Annotated in this window: 18 protein-coding genes; 6 read left to right on the top strand and 12 right to left on the bottom strand. The window is 58.7% G+C overall.

Features of this window, described 5'->3' with window-relative positions; genetic code table 11:
• The first annotated feature begins 89 nt into the window (after nucleotides 1–89).
• A complete protein-coding gene (locus ACA071_RS27840) occupies nucleotides 90–671 on the top strand; it encodes a hypothetical protein (RefSeq protein WP_497641991.1) in 582 nt (193 codons plus the stop codon).
• Between the two features lie 8 nt (nucleotides 672–679).
• Nucleotides 680–3,565, top strand: coding sequence for a CHAT domain-containing protein (locus ACA071_RS27835; protein ID WP_497641990.1), 2,886 nt, complete (start codon nucleotides 680–682; stop codon nucleotides 3,563–3,565).
• A gap of 666 nt (nucleotides 3,566–4,231) precedes the next feature.
• Here ACA071_RS27835 and ACA071_RS27830 read toward each other — a convergent pair.
• The 9 genes from ACA071_RS27830 to exaC form a co-directional block, all read right to left on the bottom strand.
• Nucleotides 4,232–4,969 carry a S24 family peptidase gene (locus ACA071_RS27830; protein ID WP_497641989.1) on the bottom strand — a complete coding sequence of 246 codons (738 nt, stop codon included), beginning with the start codon at nucleotides 4,967–4,969 and terminating at the stop codon, nucleotides 4,232–4,234.
• A gap of 223 nt (nucleotides 4,970–5,192) precedes the next feature.
• A complete protein-coding gene (gene ppa, locus ACA071_RS27825; protein ID WP_008153565.1) occupies nucleotides 5,193–5,720 on the bottom strand; it encodes an inorganic diphosphatase in 528 nt (175 codons plus the stop codon).
• A gap of 113 nt (nucleotides 5,721–5,833) precedes the next feature.
• Nucleotides 5,834–6,646 carry a M90 family metallopeptidase gene (locus ACA071_RS27820; RefSeq protein WP_497641988.1) on the bottom strand — a complete coding sequence of 271 codons (813 nt, stop codon included), beginning with the start codon at nucleotides 6,644–6,646 and terminating at the stop codon, nucleotides 5,834–5,836.
• A 6-nt stretch (nucleotides 6,647–6,652) separates the two neighbouring features.
• Entirely contained in the window at nucleotides 6,653–7,309 is a 657-nt protein-coding gene (locus ACA071_RS27815) for a DedA family protein (protein WP_497641987.1), read from the bottom strand.
• Between the two features lie 350 nt (nucleotides 7,310–7,659).
• Nucleotides 7,660–8,121 carry a GNAT family N-acetyltransferase gene (locus tag ACA071_RS27810; RefSeq protein WP_169372906.1) on the bottom strand — a complete coding sequence of 154 codons (462 nt, stop codon included), beginning with the start codon at nucleotides 8,119–8,121 and terminating at the stop codon, nucleotides 7,660–7,662.
• A 116-nt stretch (nucleotides 8,122–8,237) separates the two neighbouring features.
• Nucleotides 8,238–9,062: an ethanolamine ammonia-lyase subunit EutC gene (eutC, locus tag ACA071_RS27805; protein ID WP_497641986.1), complete on the bottom strand. Its 825-nt coding sequence runs from the start codon at nucleotides 9,060–9,062 to the stop codon at nucleotides 8,238–8,240.
• Between the two features lie 8 nt (nucleotides 9,063–9,070).
• Nucleotides 9,071–10,465 carry an ethanolamine ammonia-lyase subunit EutB gene (locus tag ACA071_RS27800; RefSeq protein ID WP_497641985.1) on the bottom strand — a complete coding sequence of 465 codons (1,395 nt, stop codon included), beginning with the start codon at nucleotides 10,463–10,465 and terminating at the stop codon, nucleotides 9,071–9,073.
• A gap of 198 nt (nucleotides 10,466–10,663) precedes the next feature.
• Nucleotides 10,664–12,034 (bottom strand): ethanolamine permease, encoded by a 1,371-nt coding sequence (gene eat / locus ACA071_RS27795; RefSeq protein ID WP_497641984.1) that lies wholly within the window; start codon nucleotides 12,032–12,034, stop codon nucleotides 10,664–10,666.
• Nucleotides 12,035–12,230: 196 nt separating this feature from the next.
• Nucleotides 12,231–13,751, bottom strand: a complete 1,521-nt coding sequence (gene exaC / locus ACA071_RS27790; protein WP_497641983.1) for an acetaldehyde dehydrogenase ExaC — start codon at nucleotides 13,749–13,751, stop codon at nucleotides 12,231–12,233.
• Between the two features lie 423 nt (nucleotides 13,752–14,174).
• Between exaC and ACA071_RS27785 the strand changes: the two genes are divergently transcribed.
• The 4 genes from ACA071_RS27785 (at nucleotide 14,175) to ACA071_RS27770 (ending at nucleotide 18,528) form a co-directional block, all read left to right on the top strand.
• The gene (locus tag ACA071_RS27785; protein WP_497641982.1) at nucleotides 14,175–16,094 is read left to right on the top strand and encodes a sigma-54-dependent Fis family transcriptional regulator; all 1,920 of its coding nucleotides are present in this window, start codon (nucleotides 14,175–14,177) and stop codon (nucleotides 16,092–16,094) included.
• A 178-nt stretch (nucleotides 16,095–16,272) separates the two neighbouring features.
• Complete coding sequence (mpl, locus tag ACA071_RS27780) at nucleotides 16,273–17,622, top strand: UDP-N-acetylmuramate:L-alanyl-gamma-D-glutamyl-meso-diaminopimelate ligase (protein ID WP_497641981.1); 1,350 nt, start codon at nucleotides 16,273–16,275, stop codon at nucleotides 17,620–17,622.
• Complete coding sequence (ubiX, locus tag ACA071_RS27775; protein WP_201198165.1) at nucleotides 17,619–18,251, top strand: flavin prenyltransferase UbiX; 633 nt, start codon at nucleotides 17,619–17,621, stop codon at nucleotides 18,249–18,251. Before mpl ends, ubiX begins: the two co-directional genes overlap by 4 nt.
• A complete protein-coding gene (locus ACA071_RS27770; RefSeq protein WP_497641980.1) occupies nucleotides 18,244–18,528 on the top strand; it encodes a YceK/YidQ family lipoprotein in 285 nt (94 codons plus the stop codon). The genes ubiX and ACA071_RS27770 overlap by 8 nt, the downstream gene beginning before the upstream one ends.
• 118 nt (nucleotides 18,529–18,646) lie before the next feature.
• Here ACA071_RS27770 and ACA071_RS27765 read toward each other — a convergent pair whose 3' ends face one another.
• The 3 genes from ACA071_RS27765 to ACA071_RS27755 all read right to left on the bottom strand — a co-directional run bounded on the left by ACA071_RS27765 (nucleotide 18,647) and on the right by ACA071_RS27755 (nucleotide 21,592).
• Nucleotides 18,647–19,288, bottom strand: a complete 642-nt coding sequence (locus tag ACA071_RS27765; RefSeq protein ID WP_497641979.1) for an oxidoreductase — start codon at nucleotides 19,286–19,288, stop codon at nucleotides 18,647–18,649.
• A gap of 27 nt (nucleotides 19,289–19,315) precedes the next feature.
• A complete protein-coding gene (locus ACA071_RS27760) occupies nucleotides 19,316–21,034 on the bottom strand; it encodes a C13 family peptidase (protein ID WP_497641978.1) in 1,719 nt (572 codons plus the stop codon).
• A gap of 102 nt (nucleotides 21,035–21,136) precedes the next feature.
• Nucleotides 21,137–21,592, bottom strand: coding sequence for a MaoC family dehydratase (locus ACA071_RS27755; protein ID WP_497641977.1), 456 nt, complete (start codon nucleotides 21,590–21,592; stop codon nucleotides 21,137–21,139).
• Between the last annotated feature and the right edge of the window lie 30 nt (nucleotides 21,593–21,622).

Below are 21,622 nucleotides of genomic sequence, written 5' to 3'. Positions count from 1 at the left end.
TGTACCAATCTACCTTCATTTTCGAGACGTTTGTGGACGATGACGTTCGCGAGTATCGTGCAGACGAATTTAAACTTGGGAGTAGAGTCTTGACCAACCAGTTCTTGGATCGTGCTGAAGCAATCACTTTTCTTACAGAACACCTAGCCAGTGACGGAATGGGAGATAACGCCAATGCTCTTGCGCAAGCGCTGGTTGATGAATGGCGCGTGCTACCCCAGACAGAAGGCGGTGAAAGCACACATCGCGCAGTTTTCAAACCGGCGCGCTGGGTTATCAGGGACGGAGATCTGCAGCTTCTGAGCAGCCTGTTTGTCGTTTTGCGAGACGTGATTGCCGGATCTGTGCTCGCTTCATCCGGTCAAGTTTCCGATACCAAGATGCTTTCATTGGCGCTCTCCGTGGGCAAAACCCTCACCAGCTTAGCGCTGAAGATATATAAAAAAGGGGTACGGCTTGAAGAGAAAGAATTCTTCGTGCTAACGCTGCTGCGTGAAGATCCCAGCGGGAAATCATTGGAGTTTCTTCAGGCAGCCTTCCATACCCGCTATGGTGACCATAGCGACATAAAAGGCGTACTCGAAAGGCTCGCAGAGTACCCGGCACGGGCCGATGCAGTAGCGCTAATCCGGCCAGGGGATAACGACCGTTGGTTCGCGCAGGACGTGTGATTACGACAATGAAGGAAACGAAGTTCTTTCGCTTGTGCCATTCGACCTTCAACAGCCCAAGGGCGGAAGAAAACCGAGACGCATTGATTGCGTGTGCTCGCAAATTGGGTGCTGGTGATAATGAGCGAGCGGCCCAGCTTTTTTTGAATGCGGAACACTGGTTATTACGATCTCTCGTGGTGCGGCCCATCGCTTCGCCGACTTCAGTTCACCAAGCTACATTTATGGTTTGGTTGTCTGGAATTCTTTTCAATAAACGACAACTCGAACGTGCAGATTTTCTGTACGAATGGGGAACTTTCTACCTTGCAAAGAATGAAAGCCTTCATTGTGCACTACGAGGGCTGCTCTGCGCTTTTTCCATACGCAGACGCGAATGTCGCGACTGGTCTCCAGTGGTCGTTACGCTATTGCAGCTGGCAATAGCGTTTGACGAAACTGGAAGGCGCTATCGTGCGACTCGGGTTCTGGAGCTCGCTTGCCGTCTGTGTGACGTTCATCAGGTTGAGCCAGGAGCAATCGATGGATGTTTGAGGCTATCCGCAGCCGCGCAAGCTTGGAGCGGTAATCTGGATACAGCTCTGAAGCGCATGGATCAAGCAGCCGCGTTGGACGCCGGTGTAAACGGCGCGACTCCTCTACAAGCTGCCATCGGCTGGACGATCGCTATTTGTACACATGCGTTTCTTGCGGAGCGTGCTCCATATTCGCTACGAACGGCCATGCTGATTGCGTTCAATGACATATCAGAGAAAAGAGATCCTACCGAACGATTCGTCGATATCGATGGCCTTTTACATGCTCTGAACAGGACGTCGCACATAAACCTTGCCATCTTGTCGACTCATACGACCATCTGGCTTGCGCGTGAGGCACCAGCGTTTGTTTCCACGGCATACGATCGAGCAATCCTGTTTAACAACTATGGCAATGCCCTTTTAAGCGCGGGATTGTACGAGCGTTCGTTGGCTGCTTTTGAAGAGACAATTCGGTGTGCAGGGGACAACTGGGACGCCGATCAACAAGCTGACGCGGATTACCAATGCATTCATGCCTACGGTGGAATGGGCTTTGTGTATTTCAACATAGGTAATCATGCGGATTCTCCAGCCAAGCAACAGACAGCATTTCACGAGGCTGCATCTTGGTTCGCCAAAGCAGCGCAGCTGTGCAAACAGATCGGATCAAGAGCGTGGTTTGAAGGCCGTGCTTGGGCGTGTGCCGGACTGGTCGAGTCGAACCTGGGTCGTCCTGAGCAAGCCTGGTTTTATTTTGCATGGGCGTTGCTCGCTGGCTTTTCCAATTGGGGTGTGAAAAGTGATCCTGCTACATTGATAGGTTTTTTGAACCCCGATTCCTACATCCGCTTGAAGATAATGGAGGGTTTTGAGCAACTCGGTGCTCGCCACGCCGCTGTGCTTTTCGGTAAGGCTGCGGTTCACGCCGTATACAGGGAAGCGTTTCCCAGCGACGACCTTGATTCGGCTGGATCGGCTATGTATTTGAGATCGCGATCTGACACCCACCGAAAGCTCGCTCAAAGTCTGACGATTGCGGGCAGATATAATGAGGCGGAACAGGCCTTTGCCTTGCTCAAGGATGACGCTTGGGGAGTGTATACGCGACGTGAGGGCGTCCCGGTCGAGATCGAAGCAGCTGTGGCCGTCAGCAAAGCTGAGGCAGCTGGGATGAATCACTCGGGCATACCCTCGTTTCTGGCCTCGATTCCACAGAAGGAGAGCATTGGCGATTCGACAATAGCGCGCATGGGAGAATTGCTAGCTGGGTTGGATCATGCGTTGGAGACCCATATCTGGCTGCGCAAAACAAGGCAGATCGAAGCTCAAGGGAGTGTCTCCATTCGTACGTTGCTCCCAGGGGATGCACGTATTCGCTATTTGGTATCGCGTACATACATGACGATAACGGTGCAGGTAGGCGATTCGATCACAACACATCGAATCAGCATATCCTTCGAAGAGGTTTCTTTGATGACCTTTGCTTTGCGTCAATCGCATTCCCGCAGTCAGAGCGATTTTTTGGAGATGTCTTCCTCTTTGCATGGAGTTTTGATTAGGCCTCTGGCTGAAGTTCTGAAAGGCGTTACTCACCTATGGATCGAGACAGACAGCCCCCTGGATGGAGTGCCATTTGCAGCCTTGTTTGATGGCAAGCGATACGTATTTGAATGCTATTCCATCGCTTATCTCAATGCTGCAGGGAGTGGAAAATTGACTAATGCAGCACAGATCGCCTCCTCCGTGACCGTATTTGCCTGCTCTGAGTTGCCAGGCGCGCAGTTGCCCGGGGCGGCTCTGGAGTGCGAGGTGATCCAGCAAGCGCTTAAACCTAAAACACCATCTAAAGCCTTCGTGAGTTACAGCCATGACGAATGCACCATCGAGCGTATGCTAGACAATCTTGGGCTGGCCGGACAAAGCAACAGCGCCATTCACCTAGCGACGCATGCCGCGTTTAACGCGACTAGCGACGCACTTTCCATACTGGCTCTTGCCGATGGTAACTTGAGCATGAGCCGCCTACGCAAAGCAGTTGAGCGAAACACCTCGGATTTGGGATTGTTTGTGCTTTCAGCCTGTGGCACAGCCCGGCAGGATTTGGATGTGGAAGGTTTTTCTTTGACCCTGCTGCGTGGGGGCGTTCGAAGCGTGATATCCAGTCTTTGGGAAACCTTGGACGTTAGCGCGCCGGTTTTTTTCAAAGCATTTTACGAAGCGTGTGTAACGTTCGAATCCCCTCGTGCTATCGCTGTCGCGTTGCAATCGGCTCAGATCAGCCTTAGTCAATACTACCGTGACGATGTTGTGGACGCTGAGCTAAGTCAGGCGGCTCACTGGGCGCCTTATATTGTGATTACTGGGCGTATTGGATAGTGGTCAGGTTAGTAGGTTTGGCGAGCTTTCCAACGCCAAATTAGCACTGCCTGCGATTAGAGCCTTTTCCGGTAGCATTCAAACTGGTCTGTCCCGGGCCGAGTGGACAACTAACTTAAGGTGGATTGTGTCCACCGCAGGAGTGTTCATGAGTGCAGTCGGCCGTCGCTAAAGAAATCGAGGGGATAGAGTGGCGGCTAACCAGCGGTTAGGTGTGGGTCAAAGTGTGGGTCAAACATGACGCTTTGTGCCAGGCCCTTATCCTGCAAGGATTTCAGGCATTAAAAAGCCGGCTTGTGGCCGGCTTCTCGGGGACTGGCTTGGTTCATTTTTGGTAAACCGCGCCAGCCTTCAAAACGTACACCCGGATCTTGCGTCCGGCTGTGGGACTTGGCGAGAAAGTGATCTGCCTTGTCGGTGCGATCAGCGCCGCGGGGCGGGGTGATGCGCAAATGTGGGGCGCAGCATACTGATTTTTTTCTTCAATTCCCAGTGGGAAGTGCCGGGTAGAGCGATTGCGATGATGTGTAGCAGCTGCCGAAGGCTGCGTTCGGCTGCGCAGCAGTCGTAAACCCGGCAATCGCGGTCTTTCTTGGACACCGCAAATTATGGTTTTACGACTGCTGCGCAGCCGGACGCAGGCTTCGCCAGCTGCTACAAGGTGCGTTACAGGAACGGCGCCGGCGGCCGCCGCTTGTTCAGTGTCGAGCACCAGAACACCCACCCCAACACCCGAATGTTCTGCTCCTCGATCTGCGCCGCTCTGAATACCTCATCCGGATACTCCGCTCTGTTGTGGCTGCGCAGTCGCAACCCATTCCCCGGCATCCGGTGCAGGTATTTGATCCGCAGCATTCCGTCGTGCTCGATCGCATAAATCTCCCCATCGATAATCTGAGTCAGGCCGCGATCGATGGCGATGGTTGAGCCGTCTTCAATCTTCTCGGCCATGCTATTGCCGATCATCTGGGCGCAGATGGCGTCCTTATGGTTGACTTCCAGGGAGTCGAGGTGGCTGCGGGGCAGGCGGATGGGTTGGCTGGCGTCCTCGATGACGTGGGTTTTGCTGGAACCCGGGGCGACGGGCATTTCTTTGTAGAAGGACAGTTCGACGTCGGTGGGCTCGATGACGGTATAGACGCCGCGGATGGCTTGGGCGTCGTAGGTGTTGCCGGAGTCGTCGAGCAGGCACAGGTCTTTGGGGCCTTCGGCGGCTTTCAGCCAGTGGCTGTTGACGGACAGCTTTCGGGCGACCTCTTCCATGCAGTGGGCGGGCACACCGCGGGTGTACCAGTTGTGGACGTTTTGCGGCGCCGTGTTCAGGAATTCGGCGAATCCTGTTGTCGTGATGTTCGCCGCCTTGAGGAGCGCTTTAAACCGTGGACCGCTAGTGTTCTTTTTCATGAACGCGAGTTTACGGGCGCCGGGGAGGGGTTTGAATAAACGAACCGTTCAAATTGCGCGGGAATTTTACGACCGGATGTAAGACGCTTTTCGGGATTTTTAAACAAGAAAAAACCAAATGGCAAAACCGTTAAACGTCCTGTTTAAGCCGGCATTTATCAGCGCCCACAAAAAACCCCGGATCACCGGGGTTCTTCTTGAAGCTTGCAGCTACAAGCTGGCTTTAGCCTTTGTAAGCAGCAACCGACTTCATGATCTCGGTGCGAGCGGCTTCTGAGTCGCCCCAACCTTCGATCTTCACCCATTTGCCTTTTTCGAGGTCTTTGTAGTTCGCGAAGAAGTGCTCGATCTGCTGAATCAGCAGGGGTGGCAGGTCGCTGCACTCTTTCACGTCGACGTACAGCTGGGACAGCTTGTCGTGTGGGACTGCGATGACTTTGGCATCGCCGCCGCCGTCGTCGGTCATGTGCAGGATGCCGATTGGACGGGCGCGGATAACCGAGCCTGGAGCAACCGGGTAAGGGGTCACGACCAGCACGTCGAGGGGATCACCGTCGTCAGCCAGGGTGTTCGGGATGAAACCGTAGTTGGCCGGGTAGAACATCGGGGTGGCCATGAAACGGTCAACGAACAGGCAATCGCTGTCTTTGTCGATTTCGTACTTGATCGGCGCGTGGTTGGCCGGGATCTCGATCGCGACGTAGATGTCGTTCGGCAGGTCTTTGCCAGCCGGAATCTTGCTGTAGCTCATTGGGCGGTGCCCCCGTTAGTTGACCAAAAACACTTGGCCGGATTGACCAAAAAGTGGCGGCGATTATAGGCATATTCCGCCACCGTTGCTATGTGCCAGAGGTCGTGTAGACCTTAGTCGTGTGCCTGATAGACCGGGTTCTCGGCCAGAAGTTGCTGCAACCGGGCCAGCGGGTCCTGGCGGTAAAACAGCTGCAACTGCTCGTAGACCTGTGGATAAGCCTCGTGCAGCAAATCCGGGGCGCTGAAGAAGTATTCGCTGGTGACGGCGAAGAACTCCGCCGGGTTCTCGGCGGCGTAGGGGTCGATGGCGGTTTCGGCGTCCGGATTGCGGTCCAGTTGCCGGTTGAGGTCATCGTAGGCCTGTTGCATGACCGTTGCCCACTCGCTGACACGCATGTCGGGGTGCAGCGGCGGCAGGCCGTTGGCATCGCCGTTGAGCATGTCGAGTTTGTGCGCCAGTTCGTGGATCACCAGGTTGTAGCCTTCCCAGCCGCCACTGGCCATGACGCCGGGCCAGGCGAGGATGACCGGGCCTTGCTGCCAGGCTTCGCCGCTGTGTTCGCCGTCCCATTCGTGTTCGACGCCGCTGGCATCGCGATGGCGCTGGGGGCTGAGGAAGTCGTCGGGGTAGAGGACGATTTCGTGAAAGCCCTGATACCAATTCAAGTCGCCGAGATTCAGCCGCGGCAATTGCGCTTGGGCGGCGAGCAACAGGCGTTGCTCCTGATGGAGTTCGACGCCGGGCAGGGCAGTCAGGTGTTTGTCTTCCAGGAACAGCACGCAGGCTTCACGAAGCCATTGGTCTTCGGCGGCGCTGAGTCCGTCCAGAAAACTCAAATGATGGCGCACCCGTTGCCACATCTCGTCGGCAATCGGGTGCCTGGCCAGGACGCGCCGGCGACGCCAGGCGCTTAGGGACCACATGGGCGCTTAGCGGGTTTCGGCTTTGGAGCTCGAACCGCCGAAGCGGCTGCGCACGAGGCCGATGATCATTGGAATCAGCGACAGCAGGATGATGCCCACTACCAGCAGCGACAGGTTTTTCTTGATGAACGGCACGTTGCCGAAGAAGTAACCGAGGGTCACGAGGCCGCCGACCCACAGGATCGTGCCGAGCACACTAAAGAAGAAGAAACGCGGGTAAGGCATCCGGGCGATACCGGCGACGAACGGTGCAAAGGTGCGGATGATCGGCAGGAAGCGCGCCATGGTCACGGTTTTGCCGCCGTGCTTGTCGTAGAAGTCGTGGGTTTGTTGCAGGTAATCGCGACGGAAGATTTTCGAATTCGGGTTGCTGAACAGTCGCTCGCCCGCCGTTCGTCCGATCACGTAGTTGGTGCTGTCACCGAGGATCGCCGCCAGCATCAGCAGGCCACCCAGCAGCACCGGATCCATGCCGCCACCGGCCGCGACGGCGCCGGCGATAAAGAGCAGGGAATCACCCGGCAGGAACGGCATCACCACCAGGCCGGTTTCGCAGAAGATCACCAGGAACAGAATGGCGTAAATCCATGGACCGTAATTGTTCACCAGCAAGTCGAGGTACACATCGAGATGCAGGATAAGGTCGATCAGGTTGAAATCCATGGGGGGCACCTGTGGTGACGGTCCGACTCGGCAGACCTGTGCATATGACTTCGTGTAAGGCTACAAGCGAGAGTAGTTTTTCTTACAAGCCGGGAAGCTCGGGATTATACGGCGGGAATAGTGAAAAGCGCGTCGAGTTTGTAGCGGGGGATGTCGCGATTAATCGGACTCCGACAGGCCGCGTACAAATCCCTGCGGCGAGGAAGCTTGCTCCCGCTGGAGGGCGAAGCACTCCCAAAGCCTGCATTTACAGCGTGTCAGGAGAATCTTGTTGGCTGGGTTTGCGAATGCTGCGCCCTCCAGCGGGAGCAAGCTCCCTCGCCACAGAAGCTAGCCACGCCACGGGGTTGTTATAACTCGTCGCTAATCGGCAACACGTAGTTCTTGAATTCGGTGTCTTCCTTGAACCCGATCGACTCGTACGTCTTCTGCGCCACTTCGTTATTGCTGCTGGTGGAAACGCGCATGCGCACGGCGTTGGTTTCCTTGGCCATTTTCTTCGCGGTACGAATCAGGTTGTCGGCCACCAGTTGGCGGCGGGCGTCTTCGGCGACGTAGATGTCGTTGAGGATCCACACACGTTTGAGCGAAAGCGACGAAAAACTCGGGTACAGCTGACAGAAACCCATCAATTTGTTGCTGTCGTCATCGGCCAAGGCCAGGTAGATCACCGATTCCTTGCGACGCAGGCGTTTTTCGAGGAACGCCCGGGACGAGTCCGGATACGGCAGGGAACCGTAAAACTCACGATATTTGACGAACAATGGAGTCAGGAGGTCCAGGTGTTCGAGGGTCGCTTGAATAATCCGCATTGATTGGTCTCGTCTTCAAGTGGCTGTCTTCACGTGCTCTGACGGCGATCGGTTACTCGGGCAGCCGTGCGTCGATCCTGCCTGAAACCGAATCAGAAACGCAATGCGGAAACGGTTCAGGCATCCGGCGGACTGAGTAGGAAATTTCCTTTCATGTCCGCGCCAGCGTCCGACTCCAATGTCTGAACCTGGGCTTCGTCCTTCAGATTGACCCCCGACAACTGCCGCCGACAGGCTTCGCGCATCAGATACAGCAAGCGGTGGGCCGCCATGCCGTAACTGAGGCCTTCGAGCCGGACGTTGGAGATGCAGTTGCGATAGGCATCCGTGAGGCCAATCTTTGGATTGTAGGTGAAATATAAACCCAAACTATCAGGAGAGCTGAGTCCAGGGCGTTCACCTATCAAAATGACCACCATTTTTGCGCCCAGCAACTCGCCGATCTCATCGGCCACGGCCACTCGGCCCTGTTCCACCAGAATCACCGGGGAGACGGACCAACCGTCCGCTGCCGCTTGTTCTTCCATGCGTGTCAGAAACGGCACGGTATGGCGATGGACGGCCAATGCCGACAAGCCATCAGCGACAACAATGACCAAATCCACACCGCCCGGATGGGCCAAGGCGTAATCACGTAGGGTCTGCGCCGATTCATCACTCAACTTGCGCCCCAGATCAGGGCGCTGCAAATAGCTGTTCCGGTCCGTGGCGGCGCTGTGCAGCAATAAACTCTCGCGCCCGCGCTCGGCCAGTTGCGCGCTAAGCCCTGCATGATCGAACGGCAAGTGCACCGCGTCCCGGGCCTGGGCGTGGGCGAACTGGAAATCCAGTTGCGCCTTGGTCGGCATGCTGGTGCCGGTGCGGCCCAGGGCGATGCGTGCCGGGGTCAGGCGGCGCAGTTCCAGCCACGGGTTCTGCGGATCGACGGGTGGTTTATCCATATCAACACTCATCCCAATTGCGCCAAGGCTTGGCGGAAGGCCGGCGGCAGGCTATTGCCGAAGTGAACCTTGCCATCCGCCTGGGTGAAGATGCCCATTTTCGCCAGCCACTGCTCGAATTCCGGCGCGGGTTTCAAGCCCAGTGTTTGCCGGGCGTAGAGGGCGTCGTGAAACGAGGTGGTCTGATAGTTGAGCATGATGTCGTCGGAGCCGGGGATGCCCATGATGAAGTTGATCCCGGCCACGCCCAGCAGAGTCAGCAGGGTGTCCATGTCGTCCTGATCGGCCTCGGCATGGTTGGTGTAGCAGATGTCGCAACCCATCGGCACGCCCAGCAACTTGCCGCAGAAGTGGTCTTCGAGGCCGGCGCGGATGATCTGTTTGCCGTTGTAGAGGTACTCCGGGCCGATAAATCCTACGACGGTGTTCACTAGAAACGGCTTGAAATGTCGCGCCACGGCGTAGGCCCGCGTCTCGCAGGTCTGTTGATCGATGCCGTAGTGGGCGTTGGCTGACAAAGCACTGCCTTGGCCGGTTTCGAAATACATCAGGTTTTGCCCGAGGGTGCCGCGATTCAGGCTCAAACCGGCGTCATAGCCTTCCTGCAACACATTCAGGTTGATGCCGAAACTGGCGTTGGCCGCTTCGGTGCCGGCGATTGACTGGAACACCAGGTCCAACGGAATCCCACGATTTACAGCTTCGATAGACGTTGTTACGTGGGTTAAAACGCAAGCTTGTGTAGGAATTCCGTAGCGCTGGATGATCGCATCAAGCATTTCCAGCATGGCGCAGATCGAGGCGATGCTGTCGGTGGCCGGGTTGATGCCGATCATCGCGTCACCGTTGCCGTACAACAAACCGTCGAGAATGCTCGCGGCGATGCCGGCCGGCTCGTCGGTCGGGTGATTCGGTTGCAGGCGTGTGGATAAGCGCCCGCGCAGGCCCATGGTGCCGCGAAATTGCGTGACCACGCGGATCTTCTGCGCCACCAGCACCAAGTCCTGCACGCGCATGATTTTCGACACCGCGGCGGCCATTTCCGGGGTCAGACCGGGGGCGAGGGCGCGCAGGCTCTGTTCGTCGGCGGCATCGCTGAGCAGCCAGTCGCGAAAGCCGCCGACGGTCAGGTGGCTGACCACGGCGAAGGCTTGTTTATCGTGAGTGTCGATGATCAGTCGGGTGACTTCATCGGCCTCGTAAGGAATCAGTACTTCTTGTAGGAAGTGTGTCAGCGGGATGTCGGCCAAGGCCATTTGCGCGGCCACACGCTCGCCATCGTTGAGGGCGGCAACGCCGGCCAGAAAGTCCCCGGAGCGCGCCGGGCTGGCCTTGGCCATGACTTCCTTGAGGCTCTCGAAGCGGTAGGTCTGGGCGCCGACGGAATGGGCAAATGCGGCCATGGGACGGGGTCCTCCTGATTCTGTAAAGGTCTCAAATACACCACCGAACCCCTCTGTAGGAGCTGGCGAGTGCACGAGGCTGCGATCTTTAAAGGCAAGATCAAAAGATCGCAGCCTCGTGCACTCGCCAGCTCCTACAAAAGCGGTGTGCACTTCGATGTGGCAGGCACCGGGCGCAGAGCCCGGCACCGGTGCAACTCAGACACCTGTCAGCATAGCGTCCGCTGGTGCCGCGAGGCGTTGCTTGGCCGTCAGTTGGAAATACAGGTAGCCGGCCGCCATGAAACCGAGGAACACCAGGCCAATCACCGTGTTGAACCACGCCATCGCCACCAGGCATACCACCGCCAGGAACAGCGCAATCCCCGGCACGATCGGATAACCCGGCGCGCGGAAGCTGCGTTCCAGGTTCGGCTCGGTTTTACGCAGTTTGAACAGGCTTAGCATGCTGATGATGTACATCACGATGGCGCCGAACACCGACATGGTGATCATCGCCGCTGTCAGGGTCATGCCTTGCAGGTTGACCAGGCCATCGCTGTAAATTGCCGCGATGCCGATCACGCCGCCCGCCAGAATTGCCCGATGCGGGGTCTGGAAACGCGAGAGTTTGGCCAGGCCTTTGGGTAAGTAGCCGGCGCGAGCCAGGGCGAAGAACTGCCGCGAGTAGCCAAGGATAATCCCGTGGAAACTCGCCACCAGACCGAACAGGCCGATCCAGACCAGCATGTGCATCCAGCTCGAATTGTTGCCGACCACGGCCTTCATCGCTTGCGGCAACGGGTCGTTGATGTTCGACAGTTGACGCCAGTCGCCGACGCCGCCCGCCATCACCATCACGCCGATGGCGAGGAACACCAGGGTCAGAATGCCGCTGACGTAAGCCTTGGGAATCGTGCGTTTTGGGTCTTTGGCTTCCTCGGCCGCCATTGCCGCGCCTTCAATCGCCAGGAAAAACCAGATCGCAAAGGGAATCGCCGCAAAGATTCCGGGGATCGAGGCCATGGTGAATTCGTTGGATCCCGACCAGCCGTTGAGCACGAAGTTACTAAAGCTGAAGCCCGGCGCCACGACGCCCATGAATACCAGCAATTCAGCAACCGCCAGCACCGTGACCACCAGTTCAAACGTCGCGGCGATGCTGACGCCGAGGATGTTCAGGGTCATGAACACGAAGTAGGCGCCGACCGCCGCAATCTTCGGGTCCAGTTCCGGGTATTGCACGTTCAGGTACGCGCCGATGGCCATGGCAATCGCCGGTGGCGCAAAGACGAATTCGATCAGGGTGGCGATGCCGGCGATCAATCCGCCTTTCTCGCCAAAGGCTCGCCGGCTGTAGGCAAACGGCCCGCCCGCGTGGGGAATGGCGGTGGTCAGCTCGGTGAAACTGAAGATGAAGCAGGTGTACATCGTCGCCACCATCAGTGCGGTGACGAGGAAACCCAATGTACCTGCGGTGCCCCAGCCGTAACTCCAGCCGAAGTACTCGCCGGAAATCACCAGGCCGACGGCAATGCCCCATAAATGCAGGGTGCCGAGTGTGGGTTTGAGCTGAGTAGTAGAAGTCATAAGTCCTCTCTGTTTTTTATTGTTTGATCGGTTGGACTTTCGGGTGTGGCGTTTACCTGTGAAGCGAGCACGCAAAGCCCGTGCCAGAGGGCAGGGCGATGAATTACGGTGTATTTGAGGACGCCTTCGCAGGCAAGCCATGCTCCTGTAGGAGCAAGGCCTGCCGGTGATGGCCGTTACGCGATATCGCGCCGGATCAGAAGAAGCCCAACGGATTGATGTCGTAGCTCACCAGCAGGTTCTTGGTCTGCTGATAGTGGTCGAGCATCATTTTGTGGGTTTCACGCCCGACGCCGGACTTTTTGTAACCACCGAACGCGGCATGCGCCGGGTACAGGTGATAGCAGTTGGTCCACACACGACCGGCCTTGATGGCGCGGCCCATGCGGTAGGCGCGGTTGATGTCGCGGGTCCAGAGGCCGGCACCCAGGCCGAACTCGGTGTCGTTGGCGATGGCCAGGGCTTCGGCTTCGTCCTTGAACGTGGTGATGCTCACCACCGGGCCAAAGATTTCTTCCTGGAACACACGCATTTTGTTGGTGCCCTTGAGCAGGGTCGGCTGGATGTAGTACCCGGTCGCCAGGTTGCCCTCGAGTTTTTCGATCTTGCCGCCGGTCAGCAGCTCGGCGCCTTCGCCCTTGGCGATTTCCAGGTACGAAAGGATTTTGTCGAATTGCTGCTCGGACGCCTGGGCGCCGACCATGGTGTCGGTGTCCAGCGGGTCGCCACGTTTGATCGACAGGACTTTCTTCATCACTACTTTCATGAAGTCGTCGTAGATCGATTCCTGTACCAGTGCGCGGGACGGGCAGGTGCAGACTTCGCCCTGGTTGAAGAACGCCAGCACCAGGCCTTCAGCGGCTTTCTCGATGAACGTCGGCTCGGCTTGCATGATGTCTTCGAAGAAGATGTTCGGCGACTTGCCACCCAGCTCCACGGTGGACGGGATGATGTTTTCGGCGGCACATTTCATGATGTGCGAACCAACCGGGGTCGAACCGGTGAAGGCGATCTTGGCGATGCGCTTGCTGGTGGCCAGGGCTTCGCCGGCTTCTTTGCCGAACCCTTGGACGACGTTGAGCACGCCGGGTGGTAGCAGGTCGCCGATCAGTTCCATCAGCACGGTGATGCCCAGCGGGGTTTGCTCGGCAGGCTTGAGCACCACGCAGTTACCGGCGGCCAGGGCCGGGGCGAGTTTCCAGGCGGCCATCAGGATCGGGAAGTTCCACGGGATGATCTGCCCGACCACGCCCAGCGGTTCATGGATGTGATACGCCACGGTGTTGCCGTCAATCTCGGCAGCGCTGCCTTCCTGGGCGCGGATGCAGCCGGCAAAGTAGCGGAAGTGATCCGCCGCCAGCGGGATGTCGGCGTTGAGGGTTTCGCGAACGGCTTTGCCGTTGTCCCAGGATTCGGTGATCGCCAGCACTTCCAGGTTCTGCTCGATGCGGTCGGCGATTTTCAGCAGCACCAGCGAGCGCGCCTGGACGGACGTGGCGCCCCAGGCATCGGCAGCGGCGTGGGCGGCGTCCAGGGCTTTGTCGATGTCTTCGGCCGTGGAACGCGGGAATTCGGCAATCGGTTGGCCATTCACTGGCGACGTATTGGTGAAGTACTGACCTTTGACAGGCGCGACGAACTCGCCGCCGATGTAGTTACCGTATTTGCTCTTGAACGAAACGATAGCGCCTTCAGTACCGGGGTGAGCGTAACGCATGGTGATTTCTCCTTGGCTTTTGTGCTTATAAGGGAGAGCGCATGTGCGCCTGCTATAAGCGTAGAGCAAAGGTTGGGCCACTGCCTTGCAGGGCAGGTAAATCAAGGCCTTGCGCGGTTTTTGTCGGACAAGCGGGCGGCGTCTGTGACGGTTTCGGTACAGCCTGGGTGACAGTTTGTACCGCAGGTGGCACAGCGTGTGACTGGACGGTCTTGCCAGCATTGCAAAGCACGCTGACGTGGAGGATGCTCGGCCTCACGCTTTATGTAGCAGCTGCCAAAGGCTGCGTCTGAATGCGAAGCGCTCGCGTCGTTTGGCGATGAAATACGGGACACAGGTTTTACGACCGCTTCGCGGCCGGACGCAGCCTTCGGCAGCTGCTACACGGAAGCGAACCAGACTCTGCGGGGAGAATAATAAGAAATGCACGACAACCATTTGAGTCGCCATGCCCAGCAAGTCCTGACCGTCACCCAGGGCAAATCGCACCTGCACGGCCCCGGCAGCGATCCGTCGATTGCCCGTTCCTGGCTGCGTTGTCTTGAGGATTATCACCTCGACCCAGCCCTGACCATGGCGCCGACGGTGCTTGAACATGGCCGCGTGCTGGAAAGCCGCGAACGCTTGCAGCAAGTGCTGCAGATTGCCGGCAACGAAATGACCAGCCTGCATCAGCAACTCTCCGGCGCCGGCCACGCAGTGCTGTTGACTGACGCCCGCGGGGTGATCCTCAACTGCGTCACCGCCCCCGCCGAACGGAAGATTTTCGAACGCGCCGGGCTCTGGCTCGGCGCCGACTGGAGCGAAGCCTGCGAAGGCACCAACGGCATCGGCACCTGCCTGGTGGAGCGTCAGTCGCTGACCATCCACCAGGACGAACACTTTCGCGGCCGCCACACCGGCCTGACCTGCTCGGCGAGCCCGGTGTTCGACCCGCATGGCGAACTGCTTGCGGTGCTCGACGTGTCATCGGCGCGCCATGAAGTCTCGCGCCAGAGCCAGTTCCACACCATGGCGTTGGTCAATCTCTCGGCGAAGATGATCGAGAGCTGTTATTTCCTGCGTTACTTCGATAATCAATGGTTGCTGCGTTTTCACTTGCAGGCCGAATCCGTCGGGCTGTTCAGCGAAGGGCTGCTGGCGTTCGATGGCGACGGGCGGATCAGCGCGGTCAACCAGAGTGCGCTGAATTTGCTGGGGCATATTCGCGGCGGGTTGCTGGGCAAACCGGTGGAAGCGTTTTTCGATTGCTCGCTGGATGATTTGCTTGGCCGCGCGAGCGTGAATGCCAGCGCCAGTTGGCCGTTGCGCACCCGTGACGGGCGCAGTCTGTTTGCCGTGTTGCGCGGCCAGCCACGCAGTATTCCGGTGCCGGTGGTGCAATGTCCGGTGATTGCCGAGCGTCCGCGCTTGTCAGGCATTTGCCTGGGCGATGTCGCGTTGCAAGAAGATTTCCGCAAATCCCTGCGCGTATTCGAACGGGATGTGCCGCTGCTGATCAATGGCGAAACCGGTTCCGGCAAGGAAGCCTTCGCCAAAGCTGTGCACCACGCCAGCCAACGGGCGGAAAAAGCCTTCGTCGCCCTCAACTGCGCGGCCATCCCGGAAAGCCTGATCGAAAGCGAGTTGTTCGGCTATCGCGGCGGCAGTTTCACCGGCGCGCGCAAGGAAGGCATGCGCGGCAAGTTGCAGCAGGCCGATGGCGGCACACTGTTCCTCGACGAGATTGGCGACATGCCCCTGGCCTTGCAAACCCGGTTGCTGCGGGTGCTGGAGGATCGCCAGGTTGTGCCGATTGGCGGTGAGCCGGAGTCGGTGAACGTAAGAATCATCAGCGCCACCCACCGGAATTTGCTGGATCGGGTGCAGGACGGCAGTTTTCGCGAGGATTTGTATTACCGGCTCAATGGCCTGGAAGTGGCGTTGCCGGCCTTGCGCGACCGCAGCGATAAATCCCAGTTGCTGGATTTCCTTCTCGCGGAAGAGGCGGGCGGGGAGACGGTGTTGATTGATCAGCCGGCACGAGAAGCGTTGCTCGGTTTTGCCTGGCCAGGCAACGTGCGGCAGTTGCGCAATGTGCTGCGCACCTTGGCGGCGTTGTGTGATGGCGGGCGGATCGGGCTGGAGGATTTGCCGGCGATGATTCGCCAGGCGCGGCCGGTGGTTGCGTTGGTGGTGGACGAGCCGTCGGAGCATCCGCTGGAAGATGCCGAACGGTTGGCGCTGCTGAATGCGCTGGAGCAGCAGCGGTGGCATATGACGCATACCGCTGAACAACTCGGCGTCAGTCGCAATACGCTTTACAGGAAGCTGCGTAAACACGGCATAGCCCGCTCTGCGTAACCGATCGTTCCCACGCTCTGCGTGGGAATGCCTCAACGGACGCTCTGCGTCCGCTCTTGGGACGCGGAGCGTCCCTGGCTGCATTCCCACGCAGAGCGTGGGAACGATCATCATCACCTAAAGAGTGCGAATTCCCCCACCCTACGCTAACCTGCGGCCATGTTTTACGAGGTCGACTATGCACATTCATATTCTTGGTATCTGCGGCACTTTCATGGGTTCGATGGCTGTTTTGGCCAAAGAGCTGGGCCATCACGTGACCGGCTCCGATGCCAACGTCTATCCGCCGATGAGCACTCAGCTTGAGGCGCAGGGCATTGAGCTGACCCAGGGTTACGACCCCGCGCAGCTCGATCCGGCCCCGGACCTGGTGGTGATCGGCAACGCCATGTCCCGCGGTAACCCGGCGGTCGAGTACGTACTGAACAAAGGCCTGCCTTACGTCTCCGGCCCGCAATGGCTGGCGGATCACGTATTGCAAGGTCGCTGGGTGCTGGCCGTTGCCGGTACTCACGGCAAAACCACCACCAGCAGCATGCTCGCCTGGGTGCTGGAGCACGCAGGCATGAGCCCGGGCTTCCTGATCGGCGGCGTGCCGCAGAATTTCTCGGTCTCCGCACGCCTGGGCGGTACACCGTTCTTCGTGATCGAAGCTGACGAATACGACAGCGCCTTCTTCGACAAACGCTCCAAGTTCGTTCACTACCGCCCACGCACGGCGATCCTGAACAACCTTGAGTTCGATCATGCCGACATCTTCCCCGATCTGCCGGCTATCGAGCGGCAGTTCCATCATTTGGTGCGAACCATTCCAAGCGAAGGTCTGGTGATCCATCCGACCACCGAGCCAGCCTTGCTGCGCGTCATTGAAATGGGCTGCTGGACCCCGGTGCAAACCACCGGTGCCGGCGGTCAGTGGCAGGTCAAGCTGCTGAGCGAAGACGGCTCCAAGTTTGAAGTGATGTTCGAAGGCGTCGCCCAAGGTGTAGTGGATTGGGACATGACCGGTCAGCACAACGTCGCCAATGCCTTGGCCACTTTGGCCGCCGCGCGCCATGTCGGCGTGGTGCCGTCGATGGGCATTGCGGCGTTGAGCGCGTTTAAAAGCGTGAAGCGCCGGATGGAAGTGGTGGCACAGGTCAACGGCATCACCATTTACGACGACTTCGCCCACCACCCGACCGCCATCGCCACCACCCTCGACGGCTTGCGCAAGAAGATCGGTGACGCGCCGTTGATCGCGATCATCGAGCCGCGCTCCAACTCCATGAAGCTCGGCGCGCACCGTGACGGCTTGCCGGAAAGCGTGGTCGATGCCGATCAGGTGATCTGGTACGCGCCGGCCAACCTCGGTTGGGATTTGGGTGCTACCGCCGCGCTTTGCACCGTGCCATCGATCGTCAGCGATTCGCTGGAAGGCATCATCGAACGAGTGAAAAGCCAGGCCCAGCCCGGCACCCACGTGGTGATCATGAGCAACGGCGGCTTCGGCGGCCTGCACGGCAAATTGGCCGAGGCGCTGCAATGAACAACGGCCCGGAACGCATCACGCTGGCCATGACCGGTGCGTCCGGCGCTCAGTACGGCTTGCGCCTGCTCGATTGCCTGGTGCGCGAAGACCGTGAGGTGCATTTCCTGATCTCCAAGGCCGCGCAATTGGTGATGGCCACCGAAACGGACGTTACGCTGCCGCCGAAACCGCAAACCATGCAAGCCTTCCTCACCGAATACACCGGCGCCGCTGCCGGGCAGATCAAGGTGTATGGCAAGGAAGACTGGATGTCGCCGGTGGCTTCGGGTTCCGGTGCGCCTGCGGCGATGGTGGTTGTGCCGTGTTCGACCGGTACGTTGTCAGCCATCGCCACCGGTGCCTGCAACAACCTGATCGAACGCGCCGCCGATGTGACCTTGAAGGAGCGCCGCCAGTTGATTCTGGTGCCGCGTGAGGCGCCATATTCGAGCATTCATCTGGAGCACATGCTCAAGTTGTCGAACATGGGCGTGACGATTATGCCGGCCTCGCCGGGTTTCTATCATCAGCCACAGACCATCGACGACCTGATCGACTTCGTCGTGGCGCGGATTCTCAACCTGCTGAACATTCCTCAGGACATGCTGCCGCGTTGGGGCGAGCATCATCTGAGCAGCGATGAATAAGCTGCTGGTGGTCTTGCTGGCGCTGCAACTGGCTGGCTGCGCCACGGCGCGCACGCTGGATGCCGCCAAACCGGGGGCGCCGATAGTGTATTCGGGGACTCGACTGGATTTGTATGCGATGAACGGCGGTTGCTGCGCCAAGGACCGTTTTGGTGCTGAAGCGCCGAGCTATCCCGGTGTTGACCTACCGGGCAGTGCGTTGCTCGATACGCTGCTGTTGCCGCTCTCATTGCTGACGGTGATTGGCGTGAGTTTTCAGGCGACAGGTGGACTCTGACTGATCGTTCCCACGCTCTGCGTGGGAATGCCTCAATGGACGCTCTGCGTCCGCTTTTGGGACGCGGAGCGTCCCGGGCTGCATTCCCACGCAGAGCGTGGGAACGATCTATGTGGGGTTATTTACCGAGCTTACGCAACTCATCCGACTCAACCACCCGCACCCCATCCTGCTCTTCCAGCGCCAGCCGCCACATCGCACGGGCCAGTTGGCAGGCTTCGATGCCGCGGTATTTACCGGGGATCAAGCGCGAAAACGGTCCGGCGAATTGCTCGGCCATACGCGGTTCCAGGCGCTCACCCAGCAGCAGCGAAGGACGGCAAATGGTCAGTTGCGGCCAATCCTGCGCGCGCAATGCGTATTCCATCTCGCCTTTCACCTTGTTGTAGAAAATCGAGGATCTGCGATCGGCCCCCAAGGCACTGATCACGATCAGGTGCCGCGCACCCATTTCCCGCGCGCGCTTGGCGAACGCCACCACCATGTCCAGGTCCACCGCGCGAAACGCTTGCTCGGAACCCGCCTGCTTGATCGTGGTGCCGAGGCAGCAGTAGGCGATGTCGACGCGACCATTGAGTTGCGGCAGGAACACGGCCGGGTCGCCGACGGGATTTTCCAGGTGGGGATGCTCGGCCAGTGGCCGGCGTGAAGGTGCCAATACCCGCGTAATCGTTGGCTCATTGAGCAAGCGATCAAGCAAATGTTCGCCGGTTAATCCGGTAGCTCCGGCAAGCAATACATGCTGAGGCGTCAAGTACATAGTGTTTCCCCCTTGATACTGTTCAGCTTAGTTGAGCTTGGCATCCTTGCTGCTGATAGCAGCACTTTGTAATGCTTTGCGCGCTTGTTGCTTGCGCAGCAGTTGCCAATGGGAGAGGACGGTTTTCGGCGCCCAGATCTGCGGTTCAGAGGCTTCGAAGTTGTCCGCCAGTTCACGCTCGGCCACGGTGGCCTTGGCCAGTTTGAAGGCTTGCTCCAGGTCGTCAGTCTGGTTCAGCGCCTGGGCGAACAACGCGTCGCCGAAGTAGGTGAAGTTGGCTTCTTCCGAGCAACCGAAGGACACCCGGTCCGCCCGCGAGGCGGTCATGATCAGGGTGCGCTCGTCTTTCAATGCCGGGATGAAACCACCGGAATAGCAGGAAGAGATGACAATAATCTTGTCGCGATTTTTCAGCGGGGCGAGGACCGCGGCCAGTTCGTCGGCCGGCAGGTCAGCCAGTTCCATGCGTGGCTGGTCGAGCACCAATTCGTGTTCGCTGGTGCCGTGGCTGGTCAGGTAGATGAACATCAAATCTTCCGGGCCGCTGCGTTCGGCCAGGGTCTGGACGGCGCGGCGCAGATTTTCGCGGGTGGCCATCGGCCGATCAGCGAGGTGCTCACGATGGTTGACCAGGCGGATCTGGCCAAAAGCGCCGAAGCGGCTGGCGAGCATGTTGGCGACGTAATCGGACTCGCGCAGGAACACGCTCTGCTTGCCGTCGCCACCGAGGGTCAGGGTGTATAACTCGACCGCTGGGGTCGAGGCGGGCACATTGGCCAGCGCTTCATCGAGCAAGCGACCCTGGGCGAGCAAACCGAGCTCCAGGGTGTCGGGCAACAACTTGCCATCGGCATCGCGTACGCGCTGGCCATTGATCCAGGTGCCGCTCATCACGGAGCCATCGGTCAGCACCAGAGTGCCGCGACCGGAATAACTGTCACTGTCGAAACCGCCGACGTAGAAACTGCCATCGGCCAGGTTCAAGCGGCCCTGGCCGGTGAAGCGCCAATCGCTGAACTGACCGAGGTAATGGCTGCCGTCGGTGCCGATCAGCTCGCCCTTGCCGCTGAGCACACCTTCCTTGAATTGACCGATCCAGACATCGCCATCGGCGTTCTCGTAGCGACCCTTGCCGTTGAGCTGATTGTCCTTGAAGCCACCGATGTAGATATCGCCGTCGGCGCTGTTGAACGTGCCGTTGCCTTCCAACTGGCCATCGACGAAATGCCCGCTGAACTGGTTGCCACTGGCATCGCCGCGCTGGCCTTCGCCGTTGGGCTTGCCGTGGGCGAACTGGCCTTGATACGAGCTGCCGTCTTCGAGTTCGAGACGACCGAGCCCTGAATACTGATCGGCCTTGAACTCACCGCGGTAAGTCATGCCGTTTTCTTTGAGGGTGCCTTCGCCGTCGCGCCGGCCAAGCTTGAAGCCGCCGGTGTAGCTGCTGCCGTTGGTGGTCAGCGTGCCCTGGCCGTCGAACAGCCCTTGCTGGAATTGCCCACGATAGACTTCGCCATTGCTGCCGTGCCATTCGCCCTGGCCATGCCACTGGCCTTTGTCGAACTGGCCCGCGTACCAACTGCCGCTCGGGTAGTCGATGCGACCCTGGCCCTGCAACAACCCGTTGACCAGATCCCCTCGATAGCGTCCGCCGTCCGGCAGGCGGGCGTCAGGGGACAACAGCGATTCACCATCGCCGCAAGCGGTGAGCATCAGGGTCAAAGCGAGGAGTGCAAGTGAGCGCATAGCGGGATCCGGGCAATTAGGCGACCGAGTATGCCGCAGCTATGTGTCGTATATATAGAGAAGGTCGCGAAACAGCGTGCGCTGCTTCGCATCCAGGATGGTTTACACGAAACAGAGGGACAGCGGTTCGGCGATGTACGCCGGTTTGTCCGAGCCTTCTATCTCAAGGGTAGCGGTGGCCTTGAGCAGCCATTGGCCGGGTTTCTTCTCGGTGACTTCGTTCATGTCGACCTTGAGTCGGACCCGTGAATTGACTTTCACTGGCTGGATGAACCGCACGCTGTCCAGGCCATAGTTGACCACCATCTTCACGCCTTCCGGCAGGATCAGGATGTCTTCCATCAGTTTGGGGATCAGCGACAGCGACAGGAAACCGTGGGCAATGGTGCTGCCAAATGGCGTTTGCGCGGCTTTGATCGGGTCGACGTGAATGAACTGATAATCCCCGGTGGCTTCGGCGAACAGGTTGATGCGTTCCTGATCGATGGTGAGCCATTCGGAACGTCCAAGTTCCTTGCCGACATAATCTTTGAGCTCTGCAACAGGAACATAGGGCATTGAGACTCTCCTTGGGTTCATCGGTTTTAT

Source organism: Pseudomonas sp. LBUM1646, from assembly GCF_059716165.1.
This window is presented reverse-complemented; position numbering and strand designations above follow the sequence as displayed.